Source organism: Streptomyces sp. NPDC007875, from assembly GCF_042868035.1.
Classification (GTDB): Bacteria; Actinomycetota; Actinomycetes; order Streptomycetales; family Streptomycetaceae; genus Streptomyces; species Streptomyces antimycoticus.
Genome location: NZ_JBIADZ010000024.1, coordinates 1 through 24,602 on the forward strand (window position 1 = coordinate 1; position 24,602 = coordinate 24,602).

A 24,602-nucleotide genomic window follows, 5' to 3' on the forward strand; every position below is an offset into this window, starting at 1 on the left:
GACGCGGTGTTCCGGTCGAAGGTGGATGGGGCGTTCCATCTGCATGAGCTGACCCGGGACCTGGACCTGTCGGCCTTCGTCCTGTTCTCCTCCGCTGCGGGCACCTTCGGCAGTTCGGGGCAGGGCAACTACGCCGCCGCCAACGCCTACCTCGACGCGTTCGCCCATCAGCGCCGGGCGCAGGGACTTCCCGCCGTCTCCCTGGCCTGGGGCATGTGGCAGCAGGCCGCGGGAACGGGCATGACCGGCCGCCTCGTCGATGCCGACCAGCGCCGGATGACACGCGGCGGTGTGGCCCCCTTGTCTCAGGCCGAGGGTATGGAACTGTTCGACGCTGCGCTGCGTACGGCCGAACCCATGGTCCTCCCCATCAAGCTGGACCTCGGCGCTCTCCGGGCCCAGGCCGCCACCGGGGCGGTGCCGCCGCTGCTGCGCAAACTGGTGCCACCGGCCCGGCGAGCCGCTCGGGCCACTACGCACCAGGAACTGGTGACCGGCAGGCTGGCCGGGGCGACCCCCGAGGAGCAGGAGCGGATTCTCCTCGACATGGTCCAGCAGGAGGCCGCCCGGGTCCTGGGCCACTCGGCGGCCGTCACGCTCGACCCCGATGTGCTGTTCACCGAGATCGGCCTGGACTCCCTGATGGCGGTGGAACTCCGCGATCGCCTGGCCAAGCGCACCGCGCTGCGGCTGCCTCCCAGCTTTGTCTTCGACCATCCGACTCTCCGGATGCTGGCCCGGCAACTGCGGGATGAGCTGGAGGAAGCCGATGCGGACGCTCCCCCCGAGGCTGCCCGCGAATCCGCCCCCGCCCGGGACCCCGAATCCGCCCCCGCCCCCGGAGCCGCCCGGGAGTGAGTCCGACACACCCCGCCCGGTTCAGCCGAGCCCGCACCGACCGAAGCGGCAACAAGCGGTAAGAAGCGGCAAGAAAGGGATCGCACATGTTCAGCACGGACACGTACCTGGCGCATCTGGGGTTTTCCCAGCCGCCCGCCCCGACCCTGCCGAACCTGCGGCAGTTGCACCGCAGCCATCTGATGGCGGTCCCCTACGACACCAACCACACGCACCGCCTCAGCGCGGAGAACATGGCCGACATCGATATCGACAAGGCATTCGAGGCCATCGTGCCGACCGGCGCCGGGGGGATGTGCCTGGAGCTGAACACCCTGTTCGCCCGGCTGCTCCGCGAGCTGGGCTATGACCTGGACGTCATCAGCGGTGGCACGTATCTGCCCGGTGACATCTTCGCCCCCGACCCCGAGCACATGCTGATGCTCGTCCGAATCGAGGGGCAGGAGTGGCTGGCCGACGTGGGGCATGCCGGGCTCTGCTTCATCGAGCCGCTGCGCCTGTCCGAGGAGGTGCAGTGGCAGTACGGCTGCGCGTTCCGGCTGATCCGGCGGGACGGCTATCTCGTACTGCAGGCCAAGACCCTGGACCACGATTGGCGCACCACCTACCGCTTCACCACCGAGCCCAGGGCCTATGACGCCTGGGCCGGGGTCGGAGAAGGCAACGGCCCGGCCATCCTGGCGGCGATGCGCAGGCGCCGGCGCGTCATCGACAAGGGGCAGGTCTTCCTCACCAACAACATGTTCACGATCGTGGAGGACGGCCATGAGAAGGTCACCCTCCTCGTCGATCCGGAACAGCGCGCCCAGGTGCTCGACACGTACTGGGACGGTCGCGACTGACCGAGCCGGTGCCGCCATCCCCGTCCCGGCCCGCGGCCGACGACCAGCAGATGAGAGTGATGCGCCATGAAATTCGGTTTGCTGTACGGGGCGCAGCTGCCCCGACCCTGGACCCAGGACTCCGAACACCGCTTGTTCAACCAGATGTTGGACGAGATCGAGCTGGCCGACCGGCTCGGCTTCGACCATGTGTGGTGTCCTGAGCACCACTTCCTCGAGGAGTACTCGCACATGTCCGCGCCGGAGGTGTTCCTCGGCGCGGTCAGTCAGCGCACCAGCCGCATCCGTATCGGCCACGCGGTCGCTCTGATGCCGCCGAGGTTCAATCCGACGGCCCGGGTCGCCGAGCGGATCGCCACGCTGGACCTCCTCTCCGACGGGCGGGTGGATTTCGGCACGGGCGAGTCCACCACCCCCACCGAGCTGGGCGGGTTCGGCGTGGAGCGCTCCGAGAAACGGGATCAGTGGGCGGAGGCGGTGGACGCTGTCGCCCGCATGTTCGTCGAGGAGCCCTTCGCCGGATGTGAGGGCAAGTACGTTTCCGCTCCGGTCCGCAATGTGCTGCCCAAGCCCCGGCAGAAGCCACATCCGCCGATGTGGATGGCCTGCGGAAACCGGGACGCGATCCGCATCGCGGCCGCCAAGGGCCTCGGCGCGCTGAACTTCTCCTTCTTCGGACCGGCCGAGACGAAGACGTGGGTCGACGCCTACTACTCGGGCATCGAGTCGGCGGACTGCGTACCCGCGGGGTTCGCGGTCAACGCGCAGATCGCCGCGACCATTCCGATGTTCTGCCACCAGGACGAGACCACGGCGGTCGAACGCGCCGTCGACGGCGTCCAGTTCTTCAACTTCGGCCTCGGCTTCTACGCGGGCTTCGGCACCGCCGCACCGGGCCGCACCCGGCTGTGGGAGGAGTTCCAGCGCGACCGCGACAAGCGTGGCATGGGCCGCTCCTCCTTCGGCAAGCCCGGTATGCCGCTGGGCAATCCGGCTCGGGGCGCGGTGGGCACTCCGCGCCAGATACGCGACTTCCTGCGGCTGCACGAGGAGGCCGGACTGGACCAGGCGATCTTCCTCGTCCAAGGCGGCGGCACCCGGCACGAGCACATCTGCGAGTCGCTGGAGCTCTTCGCCAACGAGGTGATGCCCGAGTTCAAGGAGCGCGATGAGACCGCCGAACGGCTGAAGGCGGCCCGGCTCCGGCCCGCCATCGATGCCGCCATGGCCCGGCGCGAGCCGCCACGGACGGCCGACCCCGACTACATCATCCCCGCCCGTAGCCAGAGCTGACACCCACAGAAGGAGAACGCGATACCGCCATGGCCGATACCCCCGAAGAAGAACTTCGCATCCTCGACCCGAAGACCGTCGCGGACGAACTGCGCAAGCACGGCCCGCCGCGGCAGATCACGATGAACGGCACGACGGCGTGGCTCGTCTCCCGGTACGACGAGGTCAGGGACTGTCTCGGACACCCCGGCATGAGCCCGGCCGCCGCCTACGCCGCCTCCCAAGGCCAGACCACTCCGGTGAGCGGGCTGTTCGAGGACACGCTGCCCGGCACCAATCCGCCCCAGCACACCCGGCTGCGCAGGCTGCTGGCCAAGGCGTTCACGGCACGCAGGGTGGAGAGCCTGCGGCCGCGGGTGCAGGAGATCACTGACACCCTGCTGGACCGGATCGCCGTCGACGGCCAGGCCGATCTCGTCACCGCGCTGGCCATCCCGCTGCCCATGCAGGTGATCTGTGAACTCCTCGGCGTGCCCATCGCCGACCGCACCGAATTCCACCAGTGGGCCGACCTGATGCTCACGCCCCCGCTGGACCCGGACACCGCCGCACGCTCCCAGGACGCCGCCACCAAGCTGTGGACGTATATGGAGGACCTCGCCGAAGCCAGGCGGAAGGCCCCGGAGGACGACCTGATCAGCGATCTGATGTCCGCACACGAGGACGACCGGCTCAGCCACCGCGAAGTGGTCGCCACCGCACGGATGATGCTGATCGCCGGATACGAGCTGACCGGCAGCTTCATCAGCAACGCGGTCCTCTCCCTGCTGTCCCAGCCGGACCAGCTGGAGCTGCTGCGCAAGGACCCCGAACTGGCCGGGCGCGGCCTGGAGGAACTGCTCCGGCACGCCGGGCCGGGCATCCTCGTCGTGCGCTTCGCCAACGAGGACGTGGAGATCGGCCCCGTACAGATCCGCGCCGGCGACCAGGTGCTTCTGGACATGGACGCCGCACACTCCGACCCGGCACACTTCACCGACGGCGAGCGGCTGGACCTGACGAGGGACTCCGGCATGCATCTCCAGTTCGGCCACGGCATCCACTACTGCATCGGTGCGCCACTGGCCAGGGTGGAGGGGCAGATTGCCCTGGAGAGCCTGGTCCGGCGGTTCCCTGGCCTTCGGCTGGGCGTTCCCGCCTCCGAGATCAGCCACAGCAAGAACCCGTTCATCCGCTCGCTGACCGCGCTCCCCGTCGAGTTCGAGGCTCAGCGGCCCGAGGAGTGATCGCTGAACGACGTCGGATCGGCCAGGCCGGTGACCCGCATCGTGATGTTCAGCCGTCCGGACCTCAGTCCGGTGGCCGGGTCGCCGGTTCCGGGCAGGATCTTGGGGACGGCATGGTAGGCGTAGCGGGAGGGGCCTCCGAAGACGAACAGATCCCCGGAGCCGAGTTCGAGGTCGGTGTACGGCTTGGTACGGGTCTCGGTGTTGCCGAAGCGGAAGACGCAGCTGTCGCCGATGGTGAGCGAGACCACCGGGGCGGATGACCTCTCGTCCTTGTCCTGGTGCATGCCGAGTTTCGCCTGGGCGTCGTAGAAGTTGATGAGTGCGGTGTCGGGGGTGTAGCCCTCACCGGCCGTCTCGTCATCGTATGCGTCGGCCAGGGCACGACGGCCCAACTCGACCATCTAGTCAGGGAATTCGGCTACCCGGGCGCCGTTCACATCGTCGGCGGTGCGGGTGTACGCATAGGGCTGCCAGTGCCAGCCGATGCACACCGTCCGCACCGACATGACGCCCCCGCGCGGCAGCTTCGTGTGCCGGATCGGGACCGGGCCGGTGGCCCAGCCCCGGCAGGCGATCACCAGCTCCCGCTGCTGCTCGAGGGTGAGCCAGCCCGGCACGTGGACGGCGCCGGGGGCCACTTCGAGGCGTGGGCGGGGGATCAGGGCGTTCATACGGGGTTCTCCGCGGGCGGGTTGGCGATGTCGGGCCGCGATGTGGTGCGGTGGTGCCGGGCCGCGATGTGGTGCGGTGGGTTCGGCCGCGATGTCGGCGGCGGAGGTGTTCCGGCCACGGCGTCAGGCCGCGTCGTGGAAGACCAGGCCCAGCGCGTGGCGGCGCCCGGAGCGCACCGTGCTGACCCCGTGCCGCATGACACCGGCCGACCAGCCGCGCTTGGTGGCCACGGGGCGGTCACGGGTGGTGAAGATCAGCCCGTGGCCCTGCCGGAGTACGGCCGTAGTGCCCCGGGACTGGGCACGGGGCCGCTGCTCGACCAGCAGGAACTCCCCACCCGTGTAGTCCGTGCCGTACGCGTCCAGCCCGATCACCACCTGAAGCGGAAAGAGCATGTCGCCGAACACGTCCCGGTGCAGGGCGTTCCAGTCGCCCGGGCCGTAGCGCAGCAGGATCTGCGCGGAGCGGTTCTGTCCGGCCTCATGGCACATGGCCAGCCACTTCTCCAGGCTGTCCGGCCAGGGCGCCGGGCGGTCGAGCCGCTCCGCCCAGTCACGGGCGACGGTCAGCAGCCGCGGGTAGAGAGCGGCGCGCAGCTCGGCGACCGGTTCGGGCAGGTCATGGGTGAAGTAGCGGTACTGACCGGAGCCGAAGCGGTGGCGGGCCATGTCGATCGTGCTCCTGAACCGCTCCTCCCGCTCATAGAGCCCGGCGATACGGGCGCACTGCGCGGGGGTCAGCAGCCGTGGAGTGAGCGCGCACCCGTGGGTGTCCAGCTCTTCGGCCAGCTGTGTCCAGTCGGCCGCGGCCACGCGCTGGTGGAGGCGTGCCGTGTCGGTCGTGGTGCTCATCGGTGTTTCTCCGGGATCGTGCTCATCGGTGTTCTCCGGGATCCGGGAAGGGTGCGGTGCGGGCCCCGACCGGTGGATGCGAGGCCCGCGCTCAGAGGCTCTGGAGGGCGCCTTCGTGGACGAGGAGTCGCTGCTTGCGCTCCAGCCCGCCCGCATAGCCGGTCAGTGCGCCGGTGGCGCCGATGACACGGTGGCAGGGCCGTACGACCAGCAGCGGATTGCGGCCGATCGCGGTGCCGACGGAGCGAACCGCCGTGCGCGGGGCGCCGATCTGCCGGGCGATGTCGCCGTAGCTGACCGTCGTGCCGTACGGGATGGTCTCCAGCGCCTGCCAGACCCTGCGCTGGAAGTCCGTACCGCCCTCAACGCACTGGATGTCGAACCGGATGCGCTCGCCGTCGAAGTACGCGCGCAGCTGGGAGATGATCTCGGTGAATGCCTCGGCATCCTCGCTCCAGCCGTCCTGGACGACGGCCCCGCCCTTCTGGCCGGGCACGGACAGGGAAACCAGCGCGGTGCCCCCGGGCGCGGTGGCGGACCTCTCGCCCACCAGCAGCAGCTCGCCGAGCGGGCTGTCGATCGTCGTGTGGACCGTCATGGCTGTGGTCCCTCTCTTCTTCTCGCTGTTCTGTCGTGCGCTGCTCCCAGCATGCGGCTTCCGGAAGCGGAAAGCTGGCGGGATTCGGACATGGTGTTTCCGGTGCCGGGTACCAGTCGCGAGGCGCGCGGCTCCCCGGCGTCAGCGGCCGTCCAGGGCCGTCTCGGCCCAGATGACCTTGCCGTCCGGGGTGTAGCGGGTGCCCCAGCGCTGGGCGAACTGGGCGACGAGGAACAGTCCGCGCCCGCCCTCGTCGGTGGTCGCGGCCCGCCGCAGATGGGGCGAGGTGCTGCTGCCGTCGGATACCTCGCAGATCAGGTCGCGGCCGCGCAGCAGCCGTATGCGCACGGGAGGTATGCCGTACCGCAGGGCATTGGTGATCAGTTCACTGATGACCAGCTCGGCCGTGCACACGGCGTCCTCCAGGCCCCACGCCCGTAGTGTCCGGGCGCAGGTGGCCCGGATCGGCGCGACCGCCGCCAGGTCGAACGGAACATCCCACTCGGCCACGTTCTTGGGGTCCAGCAGACGAGTGCGGGCTACCAGCAGCGCGACATCATCGCTCGGACGGGCCGGAAGCACGGTGTCGAACAGGCTGCGGCAGGTCTCGTCCGGGCCGAGGTCCGGCTCGGCCTCGAGGGCGCGGCGCAGCATATCCAGGCCGGTGCCGGCGGTTCGGCCGGGGCCTTGGAGGAGGCCGTTGGTGTACAGCACCAGGCGGCTCGCGGCGGGCAGTGAGAAGCCGACTGCCTCGAAGGGCTCTCCGCCCTGGCCCAGGGGCGGTGAAGCGGACATCGCGGGGATGTCCACGGTGCCGTCCGGACGGGTCAGGACGATGTCCGGATCGCCGGCCCGGGCCATGGCGCAACGGCCCGACACCGAGTCGTGGATCGCGTACAGGCACCCGGCGCCGGTGATCCGGCTGCCGTGCGAGTCGGCGTCATGCTCCAGGTCGAGACGGGTGACCAGCTCGTCCAGATGGGAGATGAGCTCGTCCGGGGACACGTCCAGGGCCGAGAAGTTCTGCACCGCGGTGCGCAGTTGGCCCATCGTGGCCGCGGCGTGCACACCCTGCCCGGGCACCTTCCCGGCGACCAGCGCGACCCGGGCGCCGGGGAGGGGGATCACATCGAACCAGCTTCCGCCCACCGCGCCCTGCGCGGGCAGATAGCGGGACGCCACCTCCACGGCGTCCTGATCGGGCAGCCCGCTGGGAAGGAGGGTGCGCTGCAGGGTGGCGACCATGGTGTGTTCGTGGGCGTAGCGGCGGGCGTTGTCGACACACACGGCGGTGCGCACGGCCAGCTCCCCGGCGATCGCCAGATCCGTTTCGGCGAACGGCTCGCCGCGCCGTGTCCGCCAGAAGGTGGCCAGGCCGAGGGTGACGCCGCGGAACCGCAGCGGGACGGTGATCAGCGAGTGGACCCCGCGGTCGAGGAGGTGCCGGGCCTCGGCCCCGTATCCGGCCGGCCACTCGGCGGTGCCGGTCGGATCGGCCTGGAGGACGGCGGCTCCGGCCTCCACGGCCCGGCTCTGCGGTGAGGCCGGTGCGTAGACGACCCGCTCGCCCACGCGGAAGACGGGGGCTTCGGGGGGAATCCCGCCGACAGCGGTCCGGTGCGGTGCCAGTGGCTCGTACGGCGGCTCGGGCTCCTCGCCGCGCAGGACCGGTTCCAGCAGCTCGACGGTGACGATGTCGGCGAAGCGGGGGACGGCCACGTCCGCCAGCTGCTCGGCGGTCCCCGTCAGCTCCAGGGAGGAGCTGATCCGTACCCCGGCGTCGGACAGCAGCTTCAGCCGCTCGCGGGCCTCCTCGGCCCGGCCGGACAGCACCCGCAGCGCGGTGGTGTCCCTCAGCGTCACCACGCTTCCGGCGGGATCGCCCGCACGGTCCGTGGACCGCATATTGACCGCCAGCAGCCGGTCCCCGCAGGGGTGCACCTCGTCCGTGACGCGCCGTCCCGACGCCAGCAGCTCAGTCAGGTGCGGTTCCAGGCCGAGCTCGCCGATGTGCCGCCCCTCCGCGTCCGAAGCCAGCCGGAGCAGCTGCCGGGCCTCGTCGTTGACCAGCAGCAGCCGCCCGTCCTCCGCCAGGACCAGCACCCCTTCGCGGACCGAGTGCAAGACCGCGTCATGGTGTTCGTACATCCGCCGCATTTCCACGGTGCCCAGGCCACGGGTCTGCCGCCGCACCCGCCCGCTCATCAGCGCCGTTCCGCCCGTGGCCAGGGCCAGCGCCGCGGCGCCACTGCCGAGCAGCAGCGGCAGCCGGCGGTCCACCGCGCTGTTCACGCTCTCGACCCTGACCCCGACCGACACTCCGCCGATGAAGGCCCCGTCGGCTCTGGTGACGGGGACCGCCGAGACGACGGACGGGCCCTGGCTGGCCCGGAAGGTCTCCGTGATCGTCTTTCCGCTCAGCTCGTCCCGCACCAGCCCGGCCGGTCCGACGATCCGTTTGCCGATCAAGGGTGTCTCGGGATGGGTGAGGCGGATTCCATGAGTGTCGAACACGACGACGCTGTCGACGCCGGAGCCCTTCCGCGCCGCCTCCGCATGGGACTCCAGCTGCGGCGTCGGCTTGTCGTTGCTGATGGCCCGGGCCATTCCGGGGGAGTGCGCGAGGGTCTCGGCCACCGCGAGGGATCGTCGGCGAGCGTCGAGTGTGCTGTGTTTATGGGCATCCGCCGCTACGGCCACCACCGCGGCGGCCACCAGAACCAGGGTCAGCAGAAGCTGCAGGATCAACGCCTGCCCGGCGACGCTCCGCAGCCGCGACCGGGGCCCCAGCCGACTCCGGGTCGCACGAGCATATCTGCTCATAACGGCATTTATAACATTCTCCTCGTCGTAGGCGAGAAGGAGAGCGCGACATCGTTTTGATCGATCAATGTGCTGATCAAGGTCGGTTTTCGACGACACGGGAAGGTGGGTTACGCGTCCGCCCGGACGCGGGCACAATGAGGCGGCTGGACCAACTGACGGCCTTTTCAAGGAGGTTCGGGTGAGAACAGCACGCCGTACCAGGAGACGTGGTCGGCTGATCGCCGCGATGTCCGGTCTGTTCGCCACGGCAGCCCTCGCGACAGTCGGCACGAGTGCGGCCGCTTCCTCCGCGTCCACCGCCCCGTCCACGCCCCCTTCCCCGTCCACGTCTGTGTCGACGACCGTGTCCGCTGCCGCCTCCGCCGTGGAATCCCTGGATGTCCCGGGCACCGCATGGACCGTGGACGAGCACGCCGGAACGCTGCGTGTCCTCGTCGGCTCCACGGCCCGGGGGGCCGACCTGGCCAGGCTTGACCGCACCGCCGAGCGTTTCCACGGCGCCGTCACTGTCGAGCGGCTCGACGGTCCGCTGCGGACCCTCCTCTCGGGCGGCGACGGGATCTACTCCTCCATGGGGATCCGCTGCTCCGCGGGGGTCAATGTGCAAAGCGGCGCCGCGTATTACTTCATCACGGCCGGCCACTGCACCGATGGCAACCCCACTTGGTACGCCGACTCCGGTGCGACCACCCAGGTCGGCCCGACGACCGGCACCAGCTTCCCGGGCAATGACTACGGCGTCGTCCGGTACACCAACACGGCCGTTCCGCACCCCGGGACCGTGGGAACCGTCGACGTCACCGGGACCGCCACCGCCTACGTCGGCCAGCAGGTCTGCCGCCGGGGGGCCACGACCGGTGTCCGCTGCGGTCAGGTCACCGCGCTCAACGCGACCATCAACTACGGCGGCGGTGACATCGTCTCCGGCCTGATCCAGACCAACATCTGCGCCGAGCCGGGCGACAGCGGTGGTCCGCTCTACGCGGGCGACAAGATCATCGGCATTCTCTCGGGCGGCTCCGGGGACTGCTCCTCCGGCGGCACCACCTTCTACCAGCCGATCCAGGAAGTGCTGAGCGCCTACGGTCTCACCGTCTACTGACACCCCTCTACCGGCCACCGTCTACCGGCCGCGGCGGCCCTGCGGCGCGTCGCCCGGCCGGGGCCGCCCGCCAGAGGTCCCGGCCCGGCGACGGAGGCAGCCGGTGGCCGATGAAAGCCGTCGTCACAGGCCGTGGCGGCGATCACCCAACACCGCTTCGCAGACCCGCGATTCCATCTCCGGAGAGAACGGCACCTCGCCGCGCGCCCGGGCGGCGACGGCCTGGCGGGTCTCCTCGGCGATCAGATCCGCGTTGATCTGGGCCGCCGCGGCCGCGCCCGCCGCCGCGGCGCCACCGACCTGGGCGGCCAGATCGGTGACATTGCCCGCGGCCCACACCCCGGGCACCTCGGTGCGGCCGGTCGCGTCGGCCGGGATGTGCTCACCGGCACCACTGGGATGTTCCACCGCCCGCAGCCCGAGTGCCGACAGGAGTCCGGTGCGCGCCACCATCCGCGACGCGACGGCCAGTGCCTCGCGCTTGACCACGCTGCCGTCGGCCAGCCGTACGCCGACGAGGCGGTCATCGATGATCTCCAGGGACGCGACCTCGCCGTCCACCACGCGGATGCCACGGGCAGCCAGCTGCTCCGCCTCCTCCCCGGCCGGCGACGGCAGGGTGTGCGAGAAGAAGGTGACATCGTCGCTCCACTGACGGAACAGCAGCGCCTGGTGCACCGACAGCGGCCCGCTCCCCAGGACGCCGATGGCCTGGTCACGGATCTCCCAGCCGTGGCAGTACGGACAGTGCACCACATCCCGGCCCCACCGGGACCGCAGCCCCGGGACGTCCGGCAACTCGTCGACCAGCCCGGTGGCCAGCAGCAGCCGGCGCGCACGGACGCTCCGCCCGTCGGTCAGGGCCACCTGGAACCCGGTCTCCTCCCGGGCAACGGTGCCGACCTCGCCGGACACCACCTGACCGCCATAGCCGCGGACCTCGGCCCGGCCCCGCTCCACCAGCTCGGCCGGCCCGATCCCTTCCCGGGCCAGCAGTCCGTGTACCCCCGAGGCCGGGGCGTTGCGCGGGGCGCCCGCGTCGATCACCACCACCGACCGTCGCGCCCGAGTCAGCATCAGCGCCCCGCTCAGCCCCGCGGCGCCACCGCCGATCACCACCACGTCATAGGCGTTCTTCAGCTCATCGGTCACTTCGACCACCTCCACGGACACCATGCGAGCCCGCCCACCACGGGCGCAAAGTTTGTTGCCGAGGCGGCAAAGCGATGGTCAGGCGGCGGGGGCGGCGCCGCGCCGGCGGGCGATCTGGCCCATGGCGATGTCGACGGCCAGGAAGGCGGCCAGCGGAATGCCGAGGAGGGGCAGGTAGTAGCCGATCACGGCGGTGGCCGCGGCCAGGGGGAGGAGGACGTACAGCGGTACCCGCCGCCACGCGCCACGGGGCATCGGGCGGCCGAAGGCGGAGGCGCGGCCGCGCTGCCACCACATGCGGTAGCCCCAGACGATCAGGAGGATCAGCGCGAGCGCGAGAGCGGCCAGCGCGATCTGATTGACGAGGCCGAAGAGGTTTCCGGTGTGGAGGTCGATGCCCCAGCGGGTGAGCTTGGCGAGCACCGGGTAGTCGGCGAACCGCTGGAGGTCGGTCACCTCGCCCGTGGCCGGGTCGACGGCTGCCGAGTCCTGCTTCTCGGGCCAGCCGCGCTGGATCTGGCTGACGACATACGCACTGCCCGGCTCGGCGGGCGGGACGATCTCGACGGGGTTGTCCAGATCCTTGGCGCGGGCGGCCTTCAGTACGGTGTCCAGGCCCACATCGGCGGTGTGCTTGGCCGCCTCGCCGCTAACGCCCATGTCCATGCCCGGCATGGAGCCGGAACCCCTATGGTGTCCGGCGTGTTCGCCGCCGCCGACGGTGGCCGAGACGGCCGGGGTGGTCTGGCCGAGGGCGGTGCGCAGGTCCTCCACGTTGGCCCCCGCGTAGGTGGACCAGGTCAGGCCGGTGGCGGACAGGAACAGCAGCCCCAGCGCCACCCACAGCCCGACCGCGCCGTGGAAGGACATGGTGCGCTTGCGGCCGGTGGCGGCGCGGTCGGGCAGCGCGACCGCCCGCAGTGTGCGCTGCTTACGGCGACGGCCGAGCCAGAGCACCACACCGCCGAGGGCGATGACCCACAGCCAGCTGGCGGCGAGTTCGCTGTAGAGGCGGCCGGTCTGCCCGAGGTGCAGATCGCGGTGGAACTCATCGGTCCAGGTGCGCAGCGGGAGGGCGCCGGTGGAGCCGTACTGCTCCAGCGCCCCGCGCACCTTCCCGGTGTACGGGTCGACGAACACGGCCAATGTGTGGCCGGGATCGACGCCCTTGACGCCGGAGAGCAGCACCCGGGTGGTGGCGCCGTCCTCGGGGGAGGGTCGTACGGCGCTGATCTCACCCTCGGGGTGGGCCTTGCGCGCGGCTGCCACCTGCTCGGAGATCGGCAGTTCACGGTCGCCGACCGGGACGCGCAGCTCGTGGGCGTAGACCAGCTTCTCGGCCTGGAACGATCCGGCGTACAGCAGTCCGGTCACGGCCGCGACCAGCAGGAACGGCGCGACCAGCAGCCCCGCGTAGAAGTGCAGCCGAAGCACCAGCGGCCGCAGGCCCGCCCATACGGACCCGTCGGACCCGGACCCGTCGGACCCGGACCCGTCGGACCCGGACCCGTCGGACGTGGACCCGGCTCCGGTGCCGCCGGATTCGGCCGTGGCGCTGCCGGAGTCGGCCTCGGCGGGGGAGCGCGGCTCCCCGGCGGCGGCATCATCCGGGGAATCGCCCGTGGCCGGGGCGAGCGGTTCAGCGGACATGGACGACTCCTGGTTCGGGGGCAACGGCGGGGGCGGACGCATAGGGGGCCGCGCCGGTTGAGTTGTCGGCCGCACACCCAGTCGAGTTCCGGGCGTCATCTGTGATATGGCTCACACGGGGTCATTCGGAGGCGGCCCACACGCCACGCTTGTCACCGGCGTGATGAAGATTGAGCCGTCGTCACGCACACCGGCGACGGCTGGCACCATGGCTGCCATGTCCGCCGGGCCACCCTTCCGTCTCGCACGAGCCGCCGTGTTCGCGGCGGTGTGCGTCGTGGTGACCGCGCTCGGACACACGCTGATGTCCGGCGACACCCTGCCGGTGTGGGCCGTGGCCGCCGCGTTCGCCGGGACGACGGCTGCCGCGTGGTGGGTCGCCGGGCGCGAGCGCGGAGTGCTGGTCGTGACCGGTGCGACGGTGGTCGCCCAACTGGGCCTGCACATGGCGTTCCGGTTCGCGGAGATGACCGTCGCTCCCGCCGCGGGCAGCGCCGTGGGCGACGGGGTGCCCGGTATGCGCGACATGGGTGCCGCCCCGATGAGCGGTGCCGCCATGGGCCATATGCACCATGGCGCGGACGCGATGTCCTCCGCCGCGCCGTCGATGGGCCATCTGCCGTGGCCCTGGGCCGGTCCGGGCGGGGCGGGCATGACCGCGGCCCACCTGCTCGCCGCGCTGATCTGCGGACTGTGGCTGTGGCGCGGCGAGCGCGCGGCCTTCCGGCTCGGCCGCGCGCTCGCGGCCCTGCTGTTCGTCCCCCTCGTCCTCGCCTTGCGCATCCTGGGCGCGGGCGCCACTCCGCTGCCCGCATGGCCGTCCGCACCGGCCTTCGCCCGTCGGCCGCGCGGAGTCCTGCTGCGGCACGTCATCCTCCGCAGAGGGCCACCGCGGAGGTTCGCCGTCCGCTGAACCGCCCGTCCTTCCCCCGCCCCGACCTGGGGTGAGCGCCGGTTGACGGGCGGAGTACCGGCGCCTGCCCGGCGTCGGCCCCATCCGTCGGCACGGCCGGCTCCTCGCCGTCCTGCCGCGCCTTCGCGCGGCCGGTGGCTCATGCCGGTGTGCCGTTCACCGCCATCCGAAGGACGTGTGACGATGCCTTCCGCCACGCTGCCCGCCGCACCGATGAGAGCCGTGCACGGCTTCACCACCGCGGCGAACGACCGCCAGGTCACCGCATGGGCGCTGGCCGCCCGTGACGGCGACCGCGACGCGGTCGACCACTTCATCCGCGCCACCTACCGCGATGTACGCCGCTTCGTACTCCATCTCAGCGCCGACTCCCACGGCTGTGACGACCTCGCCCAGGAGACGTATCTGCGGGCGCTGACCGGACTCTCGCGCTTCGCCGGCCGCTCGTCGGCCCGGACGTGGCTGCTGTCGATCGCCCGCCGGGTGGTCGTCGACCGCTACCGCACGGCCGCCGCCCGCCCCCGCACCCTGGACGCCGACGACTGGCAGGAGGTGGCCGAACGGGCGCAGCCCGTCGGGCTCCCCGGGTTCGACGAGGGGGTGGCGCTGATGGACCTGCTTGAGGCGCTCGCCCCGGCGCGCCGCGAGATGTTCCTCCTCACCACGGTGCTCGGCCTGCCGTACGCGGACGCCGCCACCGCGACCGGCTGCCCCATCGGCACCGTGCGCTCCCGTGTGGCCCGCGCCCGTGAGGACATCACCGCACTGCTGGCCGCGGCCGAGAAGGCCGCGGAACCCGTGCGGTTGGCGGGCTGAGCCCCACGACGGTGCGGGACGCGGCGGGCGTCGGGCCATCGGCCGCCGCCTGCTGCGTCCCGTACGTCACCACCGCCCCCCGCCGCCCGGCCGGTGGCGGCCGGGGGAGCGGGCCGTGATCAGCGGCCGGCCACACCGCCGGGAGACGGCGGGGAGGCGAACGCCAGCCGGGCGCACCGGCGGCAGGCGCGGGCCGAGGGAGCCACCACGGCGTGTGACACGGCGGCGAAGGCCCCGGCGAGCGCGAGCAGCGGCCAGTCCGTGGCCAGGAGGGAAGCGACGGCGAGGGTGAGCGTGGCGATCCCCATGGCCAGTCCCGCCGTGGTGCCGACCCATGCGATCTCCAGGGGCAGCCGGTGCGGTGTGGGCAGCCGACGGGCCAGGGTGCCGGTGACGGCCAGTGCCAGCGCGGCGAGCAGCGCGATGGCGCCGATGACCGCGGCCAACTGCGTGGCGAGCAACTGGGCGGCACGTGGCACCAGCCCGTCCTGGCCGTGTGCGGTGCTCGAGGTCAGATACCAGCAAGCGGTCAGGAATGGGGCGGTGAGGGCTACGGCCCACGCGGTGTGCCGCGCCTGCGAGATGGTCAGTTCCCGCTGGCAGGCGGGCGCGAGTTCCTCCGGCGTGCCGAACTGCCGTACCGCGTCGTCCGCGGCCCGGTCGGGTGTGCTTCCGCCTCGGGTGTGCGTGGCGACCGTCTCCGTCAGACCGTCGCGTATCTCCTCGATCATCCGCGCTTTGGCCCGGGCCGGACCGTGCAGGAGGGCCGTCAGGTCGGCGATGTACTCCTCGACGGGATCGGCCTCGACGGGACGGGCCTCGGCAGCCAACATATAGTTCCATCGGCCCGGAAGGCTCGCCATGACCAAGCTGCTGCTGTCCATACATGTCCTCGCGGCGATCCTGGCGGTCGGGCCGATCGCGGTGGCCGCCTCGCTGTTCCCGCGCTATGCGCGGCAGGCCGCCACACCGCGGCCGGAAGCCCCCGACGACCAACGGGCCGCCGGAGTCGCCGCGCTCCTGCACCGGATCTGCCGTGGCTATGCGGTCGTGGGTATCGCCGTGCCGGTCTTCGGCCTGGCCACCGGCGCCCAACTCGGCGTCCTCACCGACGTCTGGCTCATCCCGTCGATCGTCCTGACCACGGTCGCCGCGGTCGTCCTCGCGCTGGTCATCCTCCCGGCCCAGCGGGGTCTGCTGACCGTGCCCCGGGACACGGCCACCAAGGGGAATTCCGCGGTGGCGGCGCGGCTGGCCAGCTCACCGGAGTCTTCAACCTCCTGTGGGCGATCGTCGTCGTGCTGATGATCGTCCGGCCCGGCTCGACCACCGGAGCGTGACGCTCGCCCTGGCCCGATGCGCACCAGGTGGTCGTTCCGGAGGCGGCCCGAGTTCCCGCACATACGCAGCCGGGGCCCGGGTCGCGTGCGGACCCGGGCCCCGGCGGAGGTACCTGTGCGGACGTAAGGCGCGGTGCTAGGGAGCCGTCACCTCGGGGCAGAGCGCCAGCAGTTCGGCGGGCTTGTGGAGGATCACATCGGGCTCCGCCGCGAGCAGGGTCTTCTCGTCGGTCTCACCCCACATCGCCGCCACGGCGGTGATCCCGGCCCCCCGCGCGCTGGCCAGATCGGTCACCGCGTCCCCGACCATCACGGTCCGGTCGGGGTCGGCGTCCATCAGGTCCATCGCCTTCAGCACGATGTCCGGCGCGGGCTTGGGCCGCGCCACTTCGTCCGAGCCGAGGACCACGTGGAACTGGCCACGGATGCCCAGCGTGTCGAGCAGCGAACGCGCCCGCGGTCCGCTCTTCCCGGTGGCCACGGCGAGCCGCAGCCCGCGGTGGCGTAACTCCGACAGCAGCTCGGGCACACCGTCGAACATCTCCACCAGGTGAGCGAGCCGGTAGCTCTCGCGGACGAACGGGGCCTCCATCTCCAGCGGAAGACCCATGATCCGCATGATGTCGGGGAAATAGCGGCCCAGATGCCGGTTGTACTCCTCGAAGGGCGGTTCACCCTCGCCGACGACCTCGGCGTAGGCGAGGGTGAACGCCTCGCGCATCACCGCGAAGCTGTTGACGAGGACACCGTCGAGGTCGAAGACCACCGAGGTGACCGGGGCGGTACCCGCGCCGGAGAGCGGGTCGCCATGACTGATCGGATGGCTGGTCATTGAACACTCCCGTGGTGCGGGCCGGTTCGGCGGACCGCCGGTCCGGGTCTCGGAGGCGGTCCGGGTCTCAGCGGCTGTTCCGAGGAAGGGGTTGACGACGGCGAGCAAGGTGAGGCGGCAGGGGGTGGCGAGGAGGAGCAGGGTGAGGCGGCAGGGGATGGCGACGGCGAGCGGGTGAGGCGGCAGCCGTCCGGTGCGGTCACACCGGCGCCGACACCGACTCCCGGACCTCCTGGGGGATCCGGGCCGAGGTGTAGACCCGTTCGATGGCGCCGATGGTCCGGCGGACCTCCTCGATCACCCGGCCCCGCCCCGCCGGGTCGCGCAGCAGCGCGGGCACCATGTCGAGTTGCCGGTCGTACTCGGTGCCGATCGGTTCGGTGGGTACGGCCACCGGACGGGTCGTACCGTCGACGGTGCGGGTCAGGGTGGACTTCTCGAGGCGGTTCGGGCTGAATCCGAAGGTGCAGCGCAAGGTCGCGCTGCCCGCGCTGCCGTCGATCGTGACCCGCGTGGTGTCCAGCGCCTCGTGCGAGGCCCAACTCGCGTGCAGCACGACCGAACGGCCGTCGTCGGTGATGAGGAATCCGCGCGCGGTGTCCTCCACATCGGTGCCGCCCGAGAGCACCGGGCCACCGTCGTCGCCCCGCCACGCGGCCCGCGAGGACCGCTGGGTGATGAAGTCGGAGGACACGGTGCCGATGGCATGCCGGAACGCGGCGGTGCCCAGCAGCGGAACCGCGATGTCGAACAGATGCCAGCCCAGGTCGACCAGCGCCCCGCCGCCCGCGAGCGACCGCTGGGTGAACCAGCCGCCCCGGTCGGGCACGCCGCGCGCCCGCACCCAGGCGAGTTCGACGTGGCGGATACGGCCCAGCCGGGCGGCGATCCGGTACAGCCCGCGCACATCGGCGCGGTAGCGCGCCGCGCTGCCGGCCAGCAGCACCGCGCCACCGGAGCGCTCGGCCGCGGCCAGCCGCTCGGCCTCCTCGGAGGTCAGGCACACCGGCTTCTCCAGGAACACCGGAATGCCCTTGGCCAGCAGCTCGGTGGCGACCGCGCAGTGCAGATGGTTGGGCACCGCGACCACCGCCAGGTCCACCTCCGCGGGATCGAGGTCGTGAACCGCCGCCAGCACCGGCAGCCGGTCCGCGCCCTCGGTCTCGGCGACGGCCGCGCGGCCGCGCTCGTCGGGATCCACCGCGGCGATCACAGTGAAGGCGGGGTTGCGAAGGAGCCGGGGCAGCCAGATCGAGCGGGCCGCCCACCCCAGCCCCACCACGGCGGTCCGGATCGGCGCCCCGCCGGCGGACGGGGCGCTCATGAGCCCGCGAGCACGTCGGCGACGACGGCGGCCACTTCGTGCATCTGCTCCTCGCTGCCCAGCAGCACCCGGTGGTGCAGCCATACGCAGTCGCGGGTGAGCGCCTCGGAGTGCGGGCAGCGGCGGGCGAGCTCGTCCACCGTCAGCTCCGGCGCCGCGATCTCCCAGAAGGCGTCCGTACGGTAGACCGCGCGGAAGGCGACGAACGCGGGCACCCCGCGCTCGATGAGCACGTCGACGATCTTCGCGCGGCGCTCCTCGGTGAGGCCCGGCACCCGGAACATCGCCATGTAGTGCGGGTTGCGGTCACCGCGGTCGTCGCGCGACTGCGGGACGACACCGGGGATCTCGGCGAGCAGCCGGCTCAGCACCGGCCAGCGCTGCTCACGCGTGGTGATCTGGTCCTCCAGGCGGCCGAGTTGGGCGCGCAGCACCGAGGCGGAGAACTCGTTCAGCCGGAAGTTGGAGCCCGAGGTGCGGTGGAAGTAGCCGCGGTCGGTGGGCGGACGTCCGCAGCTGTGCCGGACGAAGCCCCTCTCGTACATCTCGGCATCGGGGAAGAGCACGGCGCCGCCCTCGCCGGCGGTCATCAGCTTCCCGTTCTGAAAACTGAACGCCGCGACCGAGCCCAGCTCACCGACCTTCTTGCCGCGCCACTGCGCTCCGTGGGCGTGGGCCGCGTCCTGGATCAGCGGCACCCCCGAGTCGGCGGAGAGCTTGCCCAGCGCGTCCATGTCGCACATCTGACCCGCCATGTGCACGGGCATGATCGCGCGGGTCCTCGGGCCGATGGCCGCCTCGACCGCCGATGGATCGATGCAGTAGGTGTCCGGGTCCACATCCACGGGAACGGCCACCGCGCCCAGCCGCTGCGCGGCCTGCGAGGATGAGATGAAGGTGAACGCGGGAACGATCACCTCGGTGCCGGCGCCGATGCCGAGCACCTCGAGGGCGAGCTCCAGCGCATGCGTTCCGTTGGTGACCGCGAGGGCGTGCTCGCTGCCATGGGCCGCGGCGAACTCCGCCTCGAAGGCGTCGACTTCACCGCCCCCGATACGCCACCACTGCCCCTGATCCAGGGCCCGGATCAGGCCCTCGCGCTCCTCGTCGCCATACTGCGGCCATGCGGGCAGCTCGGATCCCAGTCGCACATCATTGCTCATGATTTCCCTACTCCCTTAATGCGTTATGGAGGCAGGTCCGCGGCGGACGCATTAGCACGCTAACCGGCCGACGGGGCAAACGTCATTCCCCCTCAGGGCCCCCCTATAGCCCCCTTAAAAACGGAGTTGACCAAGCTCTCGGGCCGAGGCCAAGGGCGCCGTGCTATAAATGCACTTCCGTGATGAGCTGCTGTAATTCAGCCGACCCCACATGGTGAGGTGTGCATTGAGCAGGCTGTTGTTGGTGAACGGACCGAATCTCGGCATACTCGGGAAGCGGCAGCCCGAGATCTACGGCACGGATACGCTGCAGGACATCGAGCGCTGGGTCGGAGAAGAGGTCGCGGAGCGCGGCTGGAAAGTGGATTCCTACCAGTTCGATGGCGAAGCGGAGATCATCCGCACCATTCAGGGGAACTACGACACGGTCGGCGCCATCATCAATCCGGCCGCGCTCATGATGGCCGGCTGGGGCCTTCGGGACGCACTGGCCAACTATCCGCGGCCTTGGATAGAAGTGCATCTGTCGAATGTCTGGGCCCGTGAGCAGTTCCGCCATGAGTCGGTGACGGGCCCGCTGGCCGCGGGCGTCATCTTCGGGCTCGGTGCCTTGGGGTACCGGCTCGCCGCACGCGCCCTGCTCGAGAAGGTGCCGGACTGAGCGGCCACTCCGCCGCCACCCCACACCGCCAAGGCCGATGAGCCGGGAGGCGACCATCAGTCATCTGGGAATCGACGTGGGCGGCACCAAAGTGGCGCTGCGCCTCGAACACGACGACCTGAGCATCAGCGAATCCTCCTTCCGCTGGGCCGAGCCGGACGGTACGGACGCCATGATGTCCGGCGACCCCACCGGCGACCTGGATCTGCTGGCGCATCACGTCACTGAGTTATGCTCCGGCGACCCCGAGCGGCTCACCGGCGTCGGGATCGCGATGCCCGCCACCCTCGATGCCACCGGCACGGTCACCGCCTGGCCCGGCCGCCCCGGCTGGGCCGGAGTTGACCTGGGTGGCGCGCTGTCCGCACTCTTCGGCGACGCCGAGGTGCGCTGTGCCGACGACGGCGATCTGGCCGCCCTCGCCGAAGCACACGAGGCCGGCTGCCCCGATCTGCTCTACCTCGGCGTCGGCACCGGGATCGGCGGTGGCATCGTGCTGAGCGGAAAACCGGTCCCCGGCGTGGGCCGCGGCTCCTGCGAAGTCGGCCACCTGGTCGTGGACCGTGACGGACCGCTGTGCGACTGCGGCCGGCGCGGCTGCGTTCAGGCGGCGGCCTCGGGCCCGGCGACCCTGCGCCGGGCGACGCGGCGGCGGGGCGAGGAGGTGACCTTCGCCGCCCTGCGCCAGGCCGTGGCCGACGGGAAGCCATGGGCCGTGGCGTCGCTGCGGGAGAGCGGCAGGGCCCTGGCCGCGGCGGTGACCGGGGTATGCGAACTGGTCCATCCCTCGCTCGTGTTGATCGGCGGCGGGTTCGCCGCGGCGATGCCGGAGCTTGTGGCGATGGTGGCCGAGCGAACGGCCGCGCTGGGGCGCCCGGGACATCCGCTGCCACCGGTCCGGCCCGCGCAACTGGGCGGGCTGTCCTCACTGCACGGCGCCGTTCTGCTGGCCAGGGGGCTGCCGGACTGATCCGCGTCTGGTGACGACGGGGGGTTGTACGAGTCGGCTTTCAACGGCGGCCGTACGAGTCGGCCCGGTCCATCCCGGCCAGCGCCGTGGCGACCGTCTGCTCCGCGAGGCCGGAGACCAGCTCGGGACCGCCGGGACCGTCCAGGACGAAGGTGAGCCCGTCCGTCGCCTTCTTGTCCAGCCGCATCACCTCGATCAGACGACCCGGATCGGCATCGGCGGGCAGCCCGAACGGCAGCCCGTAACCCCGCACCACTTCCAGATGCTCGGCCGCCCGCGCCTCGTCGATCCGGCCCAGGGCCAGTGCGAGACGCCCGGCGAAAACCGTGCCGATCGCCACCCCCTCACCATGCCGCAGCCGGAAATCGGTCACGATTTCCAGCGCATGACCCAAGGTGTGGCCGTAATTGAGCACATGACGCAGCCCGGAATCCCGCTCATCCGCGGAGACCACCGACGCCTTCAGGGCCACGCTCGCCGCGATCTGCTCCGCCAGCGGCAGCCCGCGCAGATCACCGGCGCCGATGAAGTGGCAGCGGGCGATCTCCCCATATCCATTGAGCATTTCCGCCGGGGGCAGCGTCTGCAGATAGTCGGTGTCGCACAACACGGCGGACGGCTGCCAGAAAGCACCCACCAGATTCTTCCCCTCGGGGAGGTTCACCGCCGTCTTCCCGCCCACACTGGCGTCCACCTGGGCCAGCAGCGAGGTCGGCAGATGCACCACGGGCACACCCCGGTGGTACAGCGCCGCCGCGAGACCCACGACATCGGTGGTGGTCCCGCCACCGCAGGAGACGACCGCATCCGACCGGGTCAGCCCGAAACGGACGAACTCGCGGCACAGCTCCTCCACCGTGGCCAGCGACTTGTCCGCCTCCCCGTCACGGGCCCGCAGCACCACCGAGGGCACACCCGGGTCGGGCAGCCAGCCGTCCGGCCGGGCGGAGACCATCGCCACCCGCTGAGCACCGAGCCCCGCGATGACCCCGGACAGCGCATGCCGGACACCCGGCCCGATGTCGACGGGATAGGAACGGTCGCCGAGTTCCACCATGACCCGGGTATGCGGATGAGCCGACGCCGTCATGCGCTGTCCGTCCCTCCATGGGCGATGACCGGGAATTCTCTATCGTCGAATGTAGTGCCTGAATCGGGGGTTGACCCTCACACCGTGTGAGGCGCTGGACTCGGAGACATCATGTTCACCATCGGAGACTTCGCCCGGCACGGCCGCGTATCGGTCCGGATGCTGCGCCACTACGACGCCACCGGACTGCTGCGCCCGGCCCATGTCGACCCCGCCACCGGCTACCGCTACTACTCGGCCGCCCAGCTCAGCCGCCTGAACCGGGTCATCGCCCTCAAGGAGCTCGGCTTCACCCTCCAGCAGGTGCGGGACATCGTGGACGAGAAGGTCGGCACAGATGAGTTGCGCGGCATGCTGCGGTTGCGGCGGGCCGAGCTGGAAGCCACCGTGACCGCCGTGGCGGCACGGCTGGTGCAGGTCGAGGCGAGGCTCCGGTCGATCGAAAGCGAAGGACACATGCCCACGAACGACGTCGTCATCAAGGAGATCCCGGCAGTGCGGGTGGCGGAGCTCACCGCGACCGCCAACGGCTTCGACCCCCGGGACATCGGCCCGGTCATCACACCCCTCTACGACGAGCTGTTCCGGCGCCTCGATGCGGCGGGCATCACCCCGACGGGCCCTGGTGTCGCGTACTACGAGGACGCCCCGGAAGGCGGCGGCGCCATCACCGTCCACGCCGCCGTCCAGGTCACCGCCCCGCTCCGGGACGGTGAGGACCTCCGGATCCTCGATCTGCCGCCCGTCGACCGGGCCGCGACCATCGTCCACCGCGGCCCGATGGACGCCGTGGTGCCCACGGCCCAGGCCCTGGCCCATTGGATCGACGGCAACGGCTACCGGTCGTCCGGCTACCCCCGGGAGGTCAACCTGGAGTGCCCGGAGAACCGCGAGGAGTGGGTCACGGAACTCCAGACACCGGTGGCCGAGGGCTGACGGCCGGGCCGTAGCGGGACGGCGAGCCGCCCCTCGCTCGGCAGTACGAGACGTTCAGGGAGCCTGTGCGCGGTTTCTTCTGCGGGCGCGGCCGGGCCCGGGTGGTTCGGCGCGCGGGGTCACCCCCAGCTGATTGAGCCGTTCGAAGTCGGCCGTGTCGATCTTCTCCAGAATCTCCAACTGCCGCGCCAGGGCATTGGATTGTCCATCGACATCGTCATGCCGTCGGAGCGCGGTCGCCGTGGTGATGTGGAACCGGGCCAGCGCCACCTTCAGACTGCGGCTCTCCAGGATCATCCGGTAGATGGTCTCCTCCGCCAGCGCGTCCTGCACGGATCGGACCGGCCGGGTGAAGAACAGCGTGACGATCTGCCCCACACCGAGTGCGCCCAGCACGGCGGGGCTCTGCCACCCGATACGCCCCGGGAGGAAGGCCCCGACGAGCGACAGCACAAGCGCGGTGAGCAGCAGACACGTGCCCAGACCCAGCAGGAACTTGCTGGCGAAACCGACCGTGTGCTGCGCCCGCCGGAGGCGCTCGGAGGTCTGGATGCGGTAGTCCCGCAGCCTGGCATCCTCGTACGACAGGATGCCCTGCTTGTCCTGGATGTACGAGGAGTAGCCCGCGAACTCCGCGTCCCCGCCACGGGAGAGCCGCCCGTCGTCGTCCGGCCGGGAGCCCAGGAAGCGGGCCAGCTCCGCCAGACCGGCCATCACCTCGGTGCGCAGCACCCGCTGGCAGAAGTCCAGGGCCGTCAGATGGCGCTCCAGGGTTCTGCTGGCGGTGAGCGCGTCGGAGACGACGAGCTGCCGGACGTCATAACGGGAGCGGATACCGGTCAGCAGCAGCTGGACCTTGATGTCGGTGAGGACACCGATCACCACGACATGTGTCGTCTCCTTCCGTCCGTCGCCCAGCAGACCGTCCAGCAGCGTCGTCAGCGGGGCCGGTTCGCCGAGGTCGGGACGTCCGCCGGAGCTGTGCTGGAAGTCGAAGAGGGTGTTGGACCGCACATGGTGGACGCGGAGTCTCCCGCCCCAGCCGTCCTCGCTGTCCGCCGGGGCGCACCGATCCGGGGCCAGCAGATCCGTGAGCCCGTCGACGTACGCCGCTCCCCAGGTCCCGGCCTCGCAGTGTGCCCCGTACTGCCTGCGCTCCAGGTCGTACGCCTCTCCCGGGACATGCCAGTCACGGATGTTGATCAGATGCAGGACCCCGTCCCCGTGGCCCCGCGTCCGGGAGCCGACGGTGGCGTCCAGGAAGCGGGCCAGTGGTGAACGGTGCAGCTCCGCCTCGGACAGGACCCTGCGGTGGCCCTCCGTGCGGAGGGTGGCACCGCTCTCGCTGTCCAGCAGCAGCTTGGAGACCGCGCTGTCCGGCAGGGACAACTGGCAGTCCAGGTTGAGGAAGAAGTCGTTCTGCAGACACTGCGTGATGAGTATGTACTGCGCCGGTGCCGTCGGATCCATCGCCATCCCCCGTG

General features: G+C 71.1%; 21 protein-coding genes and 2 pseudogenes. 11 read left to right on the top strand and 12 right to left on the bottom strand.

Annotated features, from left to right (window positions below; all coding sequences use genetic code 11):
- The 4 genes from ACFYOY_RS36315 to ACFYOY_RS36330 all read left to right on the top strand — a co-directional run.
- A partial coding sequence (locus tag ACFYOY_RS36315) for a beta-ketoacyl reductase (protein WP_388591875.1) occupies positions 1–858 on the top strand: 858 nt, incomplete at its 5' end.
- An 86-nt stretch (positions 859–944) separates the two neighbouring features.
- Positions 945–1,700 carry an arylamine N-acetyltransferase gene (locus ACFYOY_RS36320; protein ID WP_351900283.1) on the top strand — a complete coding sequence of 252 codons (756 nt, stop codon included), beginning with the start codon at positions 945–947 and terminating at the stop codon, positions 1,698–1,700.
- Positions 1,701–1,766: 66 nt separating this feature from the next.
- Complete coding sequence (locus ACFYOY_RS36325) at positions 1,767–2,993, top strand: LLM class flavin-dependent oxidoreductase (protein ID WP_351900281.1); 1,227 nt, start codon at positions 1,767–1,769, stop codon at positions 2,991–2,993.
- Positions 2,994–3,022: 29 nt separating this feature from the next.
- Positions 3,023–4,219, top strand: a complete 1,197-nt coding sequence (locus ACFYOY_RS36330) for a cytochrome P450 (RefSeq protein ID WP_351900278.1) — start codon at positions 3,023–3,025, stop codon at positions 4,217–4,219.
- Here the strand turns inward: ACFYOY_RS36330 and ACFYOY_RS36335 are convergent.
- The 4 genes and pseudogenes from ACFYOY_RS36335 to ACFYOY_RS36350 form a co-directional block, all read right to left on the bottom strand.
- Positions 4,201–4,893 (bottom strand): annotated as a pseudogene (locus ACFYOY_RS36335) (alpha-ketoglutarate-dependent dioxygenase AlkB family protein). The gene ACFYOY_RS36330 and the pseudogene ACFYOY_RS36335 overlap by 19 nt on opposite strands.
- A 123-nt stretch (positions 4,894–5,016) precedes the next feature.
- A complete protein-coding gene (locus ACFYOY_RS36340; RefSeq protein WP_351900274.1) occupies positions 5,017–5,745 on the bottom strand; it encodes a 2OG-Fe(II) oxygenase in 729 nt (242 codons plus the stop codon).
- Positions 5,746–5,836: 91 nt separating this feature from the next.
- Positions 5,837–6,343, bottom strand: coding sequence for a methylated-DNA--[protein]-cysteine S-methyltransferase (locus ACFYOY_RS36345; protein ID WP_388591879.1), 507 nt, complete (start codon positions 6,341–6,343; stop codon positions 5,837–5,839).
- A gap of 141 nt (positions 6,344–6,484) precedes the next feature.
- Positions 6,485–9,166, bottom strand: a complete 2,682-nt coding sequence (locus ACFYOY_RS36350) for a SpoIIE family protein phosphatase (RefSeq protein ID WP_388591881.1) — start codon at positions 9,164–9,166, stop codon at positions 6,485–6,487.
- Positions 9,167–9,347: 181 nt separating this feature from the next.
- On the opposite strand from ACFYOY_RS36350, the gene ACFYOY_RS36355 reads away from it, so the two are divergent.
- Entirely contained in the window at positions 9,348–10,271 is a 924-nt protein-coding gene (locus tag ACFYOY_RS36355) for a S1 family peptidase (RefSeq protein WP_388591883.1), read from the top strand.
- 123 nt (positions 10,272–10,394) lie between these two features.
- On the opposite strand, the gene ACFYOY_RS36360 is transcribed toward ACFYOY_RS36355, so the two are convergent.
- Both ACFYOY_RS36360 and ACFYOY_RS36365 read right to left on the bottom strand, forming a co-directional pair.
- Positions 10,395–11,447: an NAD(P)/FAD-dependent oxidoreductase gene (locus ACFYOY_RS36360; protein ID WP_388591885.1), complete on the bottom strand. Its 1,053-nt coding sequence runs from the start codon at positions 11,445–11,447 to the stop codon at positions 10,395–10,397.
- Between the two features lie 54 nt (positions 11,448–11,501).
- Positions 11,502–13,073: a PepSY-associated TM helix domain-containing protein gene (locus tag ACFYOY_RS36365; RefSeq protein WP_388591890.1), complete on the bottom strand. Its 1,572-nt coding sequence runs from the start codon at positions 13,071–13,073 to the stop codon at positions 11,502–11,504.
- A gap of 217 nt (positions 13,074–13,290) precedes the next feature.
- Between ACFYOY_RS36365 and ACFYOY_RS36370 the strand changes: the two genes are divergently transcribed.
- Both ACFYOY_RS36370 and ACFYOY_RS36375 read left to right on the top strand, forming a co-directional pair.
- Entirely contained in the window at positions 13,291–13,986 is a 696-nt protein-coding gene (locus ACFYOY_RS36370; RefSeq protein ID WP_351900262.1) for a hypothetical protein, read from the top strand.
- A 183-nt stretch (positions 13,987–14,169) separates the two neighbouring features.
- Entirely contained in the window at positions 14,170–14,802 is a 633-nt protein-coding gene (locus ACFYOY_RS36375; RefSeq protein ID WP_388591892.1) for a sigma-70 family RNA polymerase sigma factor, read from the top strand.
- 119 nt (positions 14,803–14,921) lie between these two features.
- Here ACFYOY_RS36375 and ACFYOY_RS36380 read toward each other — a convergent pair whose 3' ends face one another.
- Positions 14,922–15,635: a permease prefix domain 1-containing protein gene (locus ACFYOY_RS36380; RefSeq protein WP_388591894.1), complete on the bottom strand. Its 714-nt coding sequence runs from the start codon at positions 15,633–15,635 to the stop codon at positions 14,922–14,924.
- Positions 15,636–15,663: 28 nt separating this feature from the next.
- Between ACFYOY_RS36380 and ACFYOY_RS36385 the strand changes: the two are divergent.
- A pseudogene (locus ACFYOY_RS36385) lies at positions 15,664–16,142 on the top strand (hypothetical protein).
- Between the two features lie 136 nt (positions 16,143–16,278).
- Here the strand turns inward: ACFYOY_RS36385 and ACFYOY_RS36390 are convergent.
- From ACFYOY_RS36390 to ACFYOY_RS36400, 3 genes are all read right to left on the bottom strand, one after another.
- Positions 16,279–16,974 carry an HAD-IA family hydrolase gene (locus ACFYOY_RS36390; protein ID WP_208521339.1) on the bottom strand — a complete coding sequence of 232 codons (696 nt, stop codon included), beginning with the start codon at positions 16,972–16,974 and terminating at the stop codon, positions 16,279–16,281.
- Between the two features lie 199 nt (positions 16,975–17,173).
- Positions 17,174–18,298: a Gfo/Idh/MocA family oxidoreductase gene (locus tag ACFYOY_RS36395; protein ID WP_351900255.1), complete on the bottom strand. Its 1,125-nt coding sequence runs from the start codon at positions 18,296–18,298 to the stop codon at positions 17,174–17,176.
- Positions 18,295–19,461 (bottom strand): DegT/DnrJ/EryC1/StrS family aminotransferase, encoded by a 1,167-nt coding sequence (locus ACFYOY_RS36400; RefSeq protein ID WP_351900252.1) that lies wholly within the window; start codon positions 19,459–19,461, stop codon positions 18,295–18,297. The genes ACFYOY_RS36395 and ACFYOY_RS36400 overlap by 4 nt, the downstream gene beginning before the upstream one ends.
- A gap of 226 nt (positions 19,462–19,687) precedes the next feature.
- Between ACFYOY_RS36400 and ACFYOY_RS36405 the strand changes: the two genes are divergently transcribed.
- Both ACFYOY_RS36405 and ACFYOY_RS36410 read left to right on the top strand, forming a co-directional pair.
- The gene (locus ACFYOY_RS36405; RefSeq protein ID WP_043236498.1) at positions 19,688–20,122 is read left to right on the top strand and encodes a type II 3-dehydroquinate dehydratase; all 435 of its coding nucleotides are present in this window, start codon (positions 19,688–19,690) and stop codon (positions 20,120–20,122) included.
- A 37-nt stretch (positions 20,123–20,159) separates the two neighbouring features.
- The gene (locus ACFYOY_RS36410) at positions 20,160–21,092 is read left to right on the top strand and encodes an ROK family protein (protein WP_351900250.1); all 933 of its coding nucleotides are present in this window, start codon (positions 20,160–20,162) and stop codon (positions 21,090–21,092) included.
- Between the two features lie 40 nt (positions 21,093–21,132).
- Here the strand turns inward: ACFYOY_RS36410 and ACFYOY_RS36415 are convergent, their stop codons facing one another.
- Positions 21,133–22,182 carry a 3-dehydroquinate synthase family protein gene (locus ACFYOY_RS36415; protein ID WP_351900248.1) on the bottom strand — a complete coding sequence of 350 codons (1,050 nt, stop codon included), beginning with the start codon at positions 22,180–22,182 and terminating at the stop codon, positions 21,133–21,135.
- 111 nt (positions 22,183–22,293) lie between these two features.
- Here ACFYOY_RS36415 and ACFYOY_RS36420 point away from each other — a divergent pair, with 111 nt between their 5' ends.
- Entirely contained in the window at positions 22,294–23,118 is an 825-nt protein-coding gene (locus ACFYOY_RS36420) for a MerR family transcriptional regulator (protein WP_388591898.1), read from the top strand.
- Positions 23,119–23,172: 54 nt separating this feature from the next.
- Here the strand turns inward: ACFYOY_RS36420 and ACFYOY_RS36425 are convergent, their stop codons facing one another.
- Complete coding sequence (locus ACFYOY_RS36425; protein ID WP_388591900.1) at positions 23,173–24,588, bottom strand: hypothetical protein; 1,416 nt, start codon at positions 24,586–24,588, stop codon at positions 23,173–23,175.
- Positions 24,589–24,602: the final 14 nt, after the last annotated feature.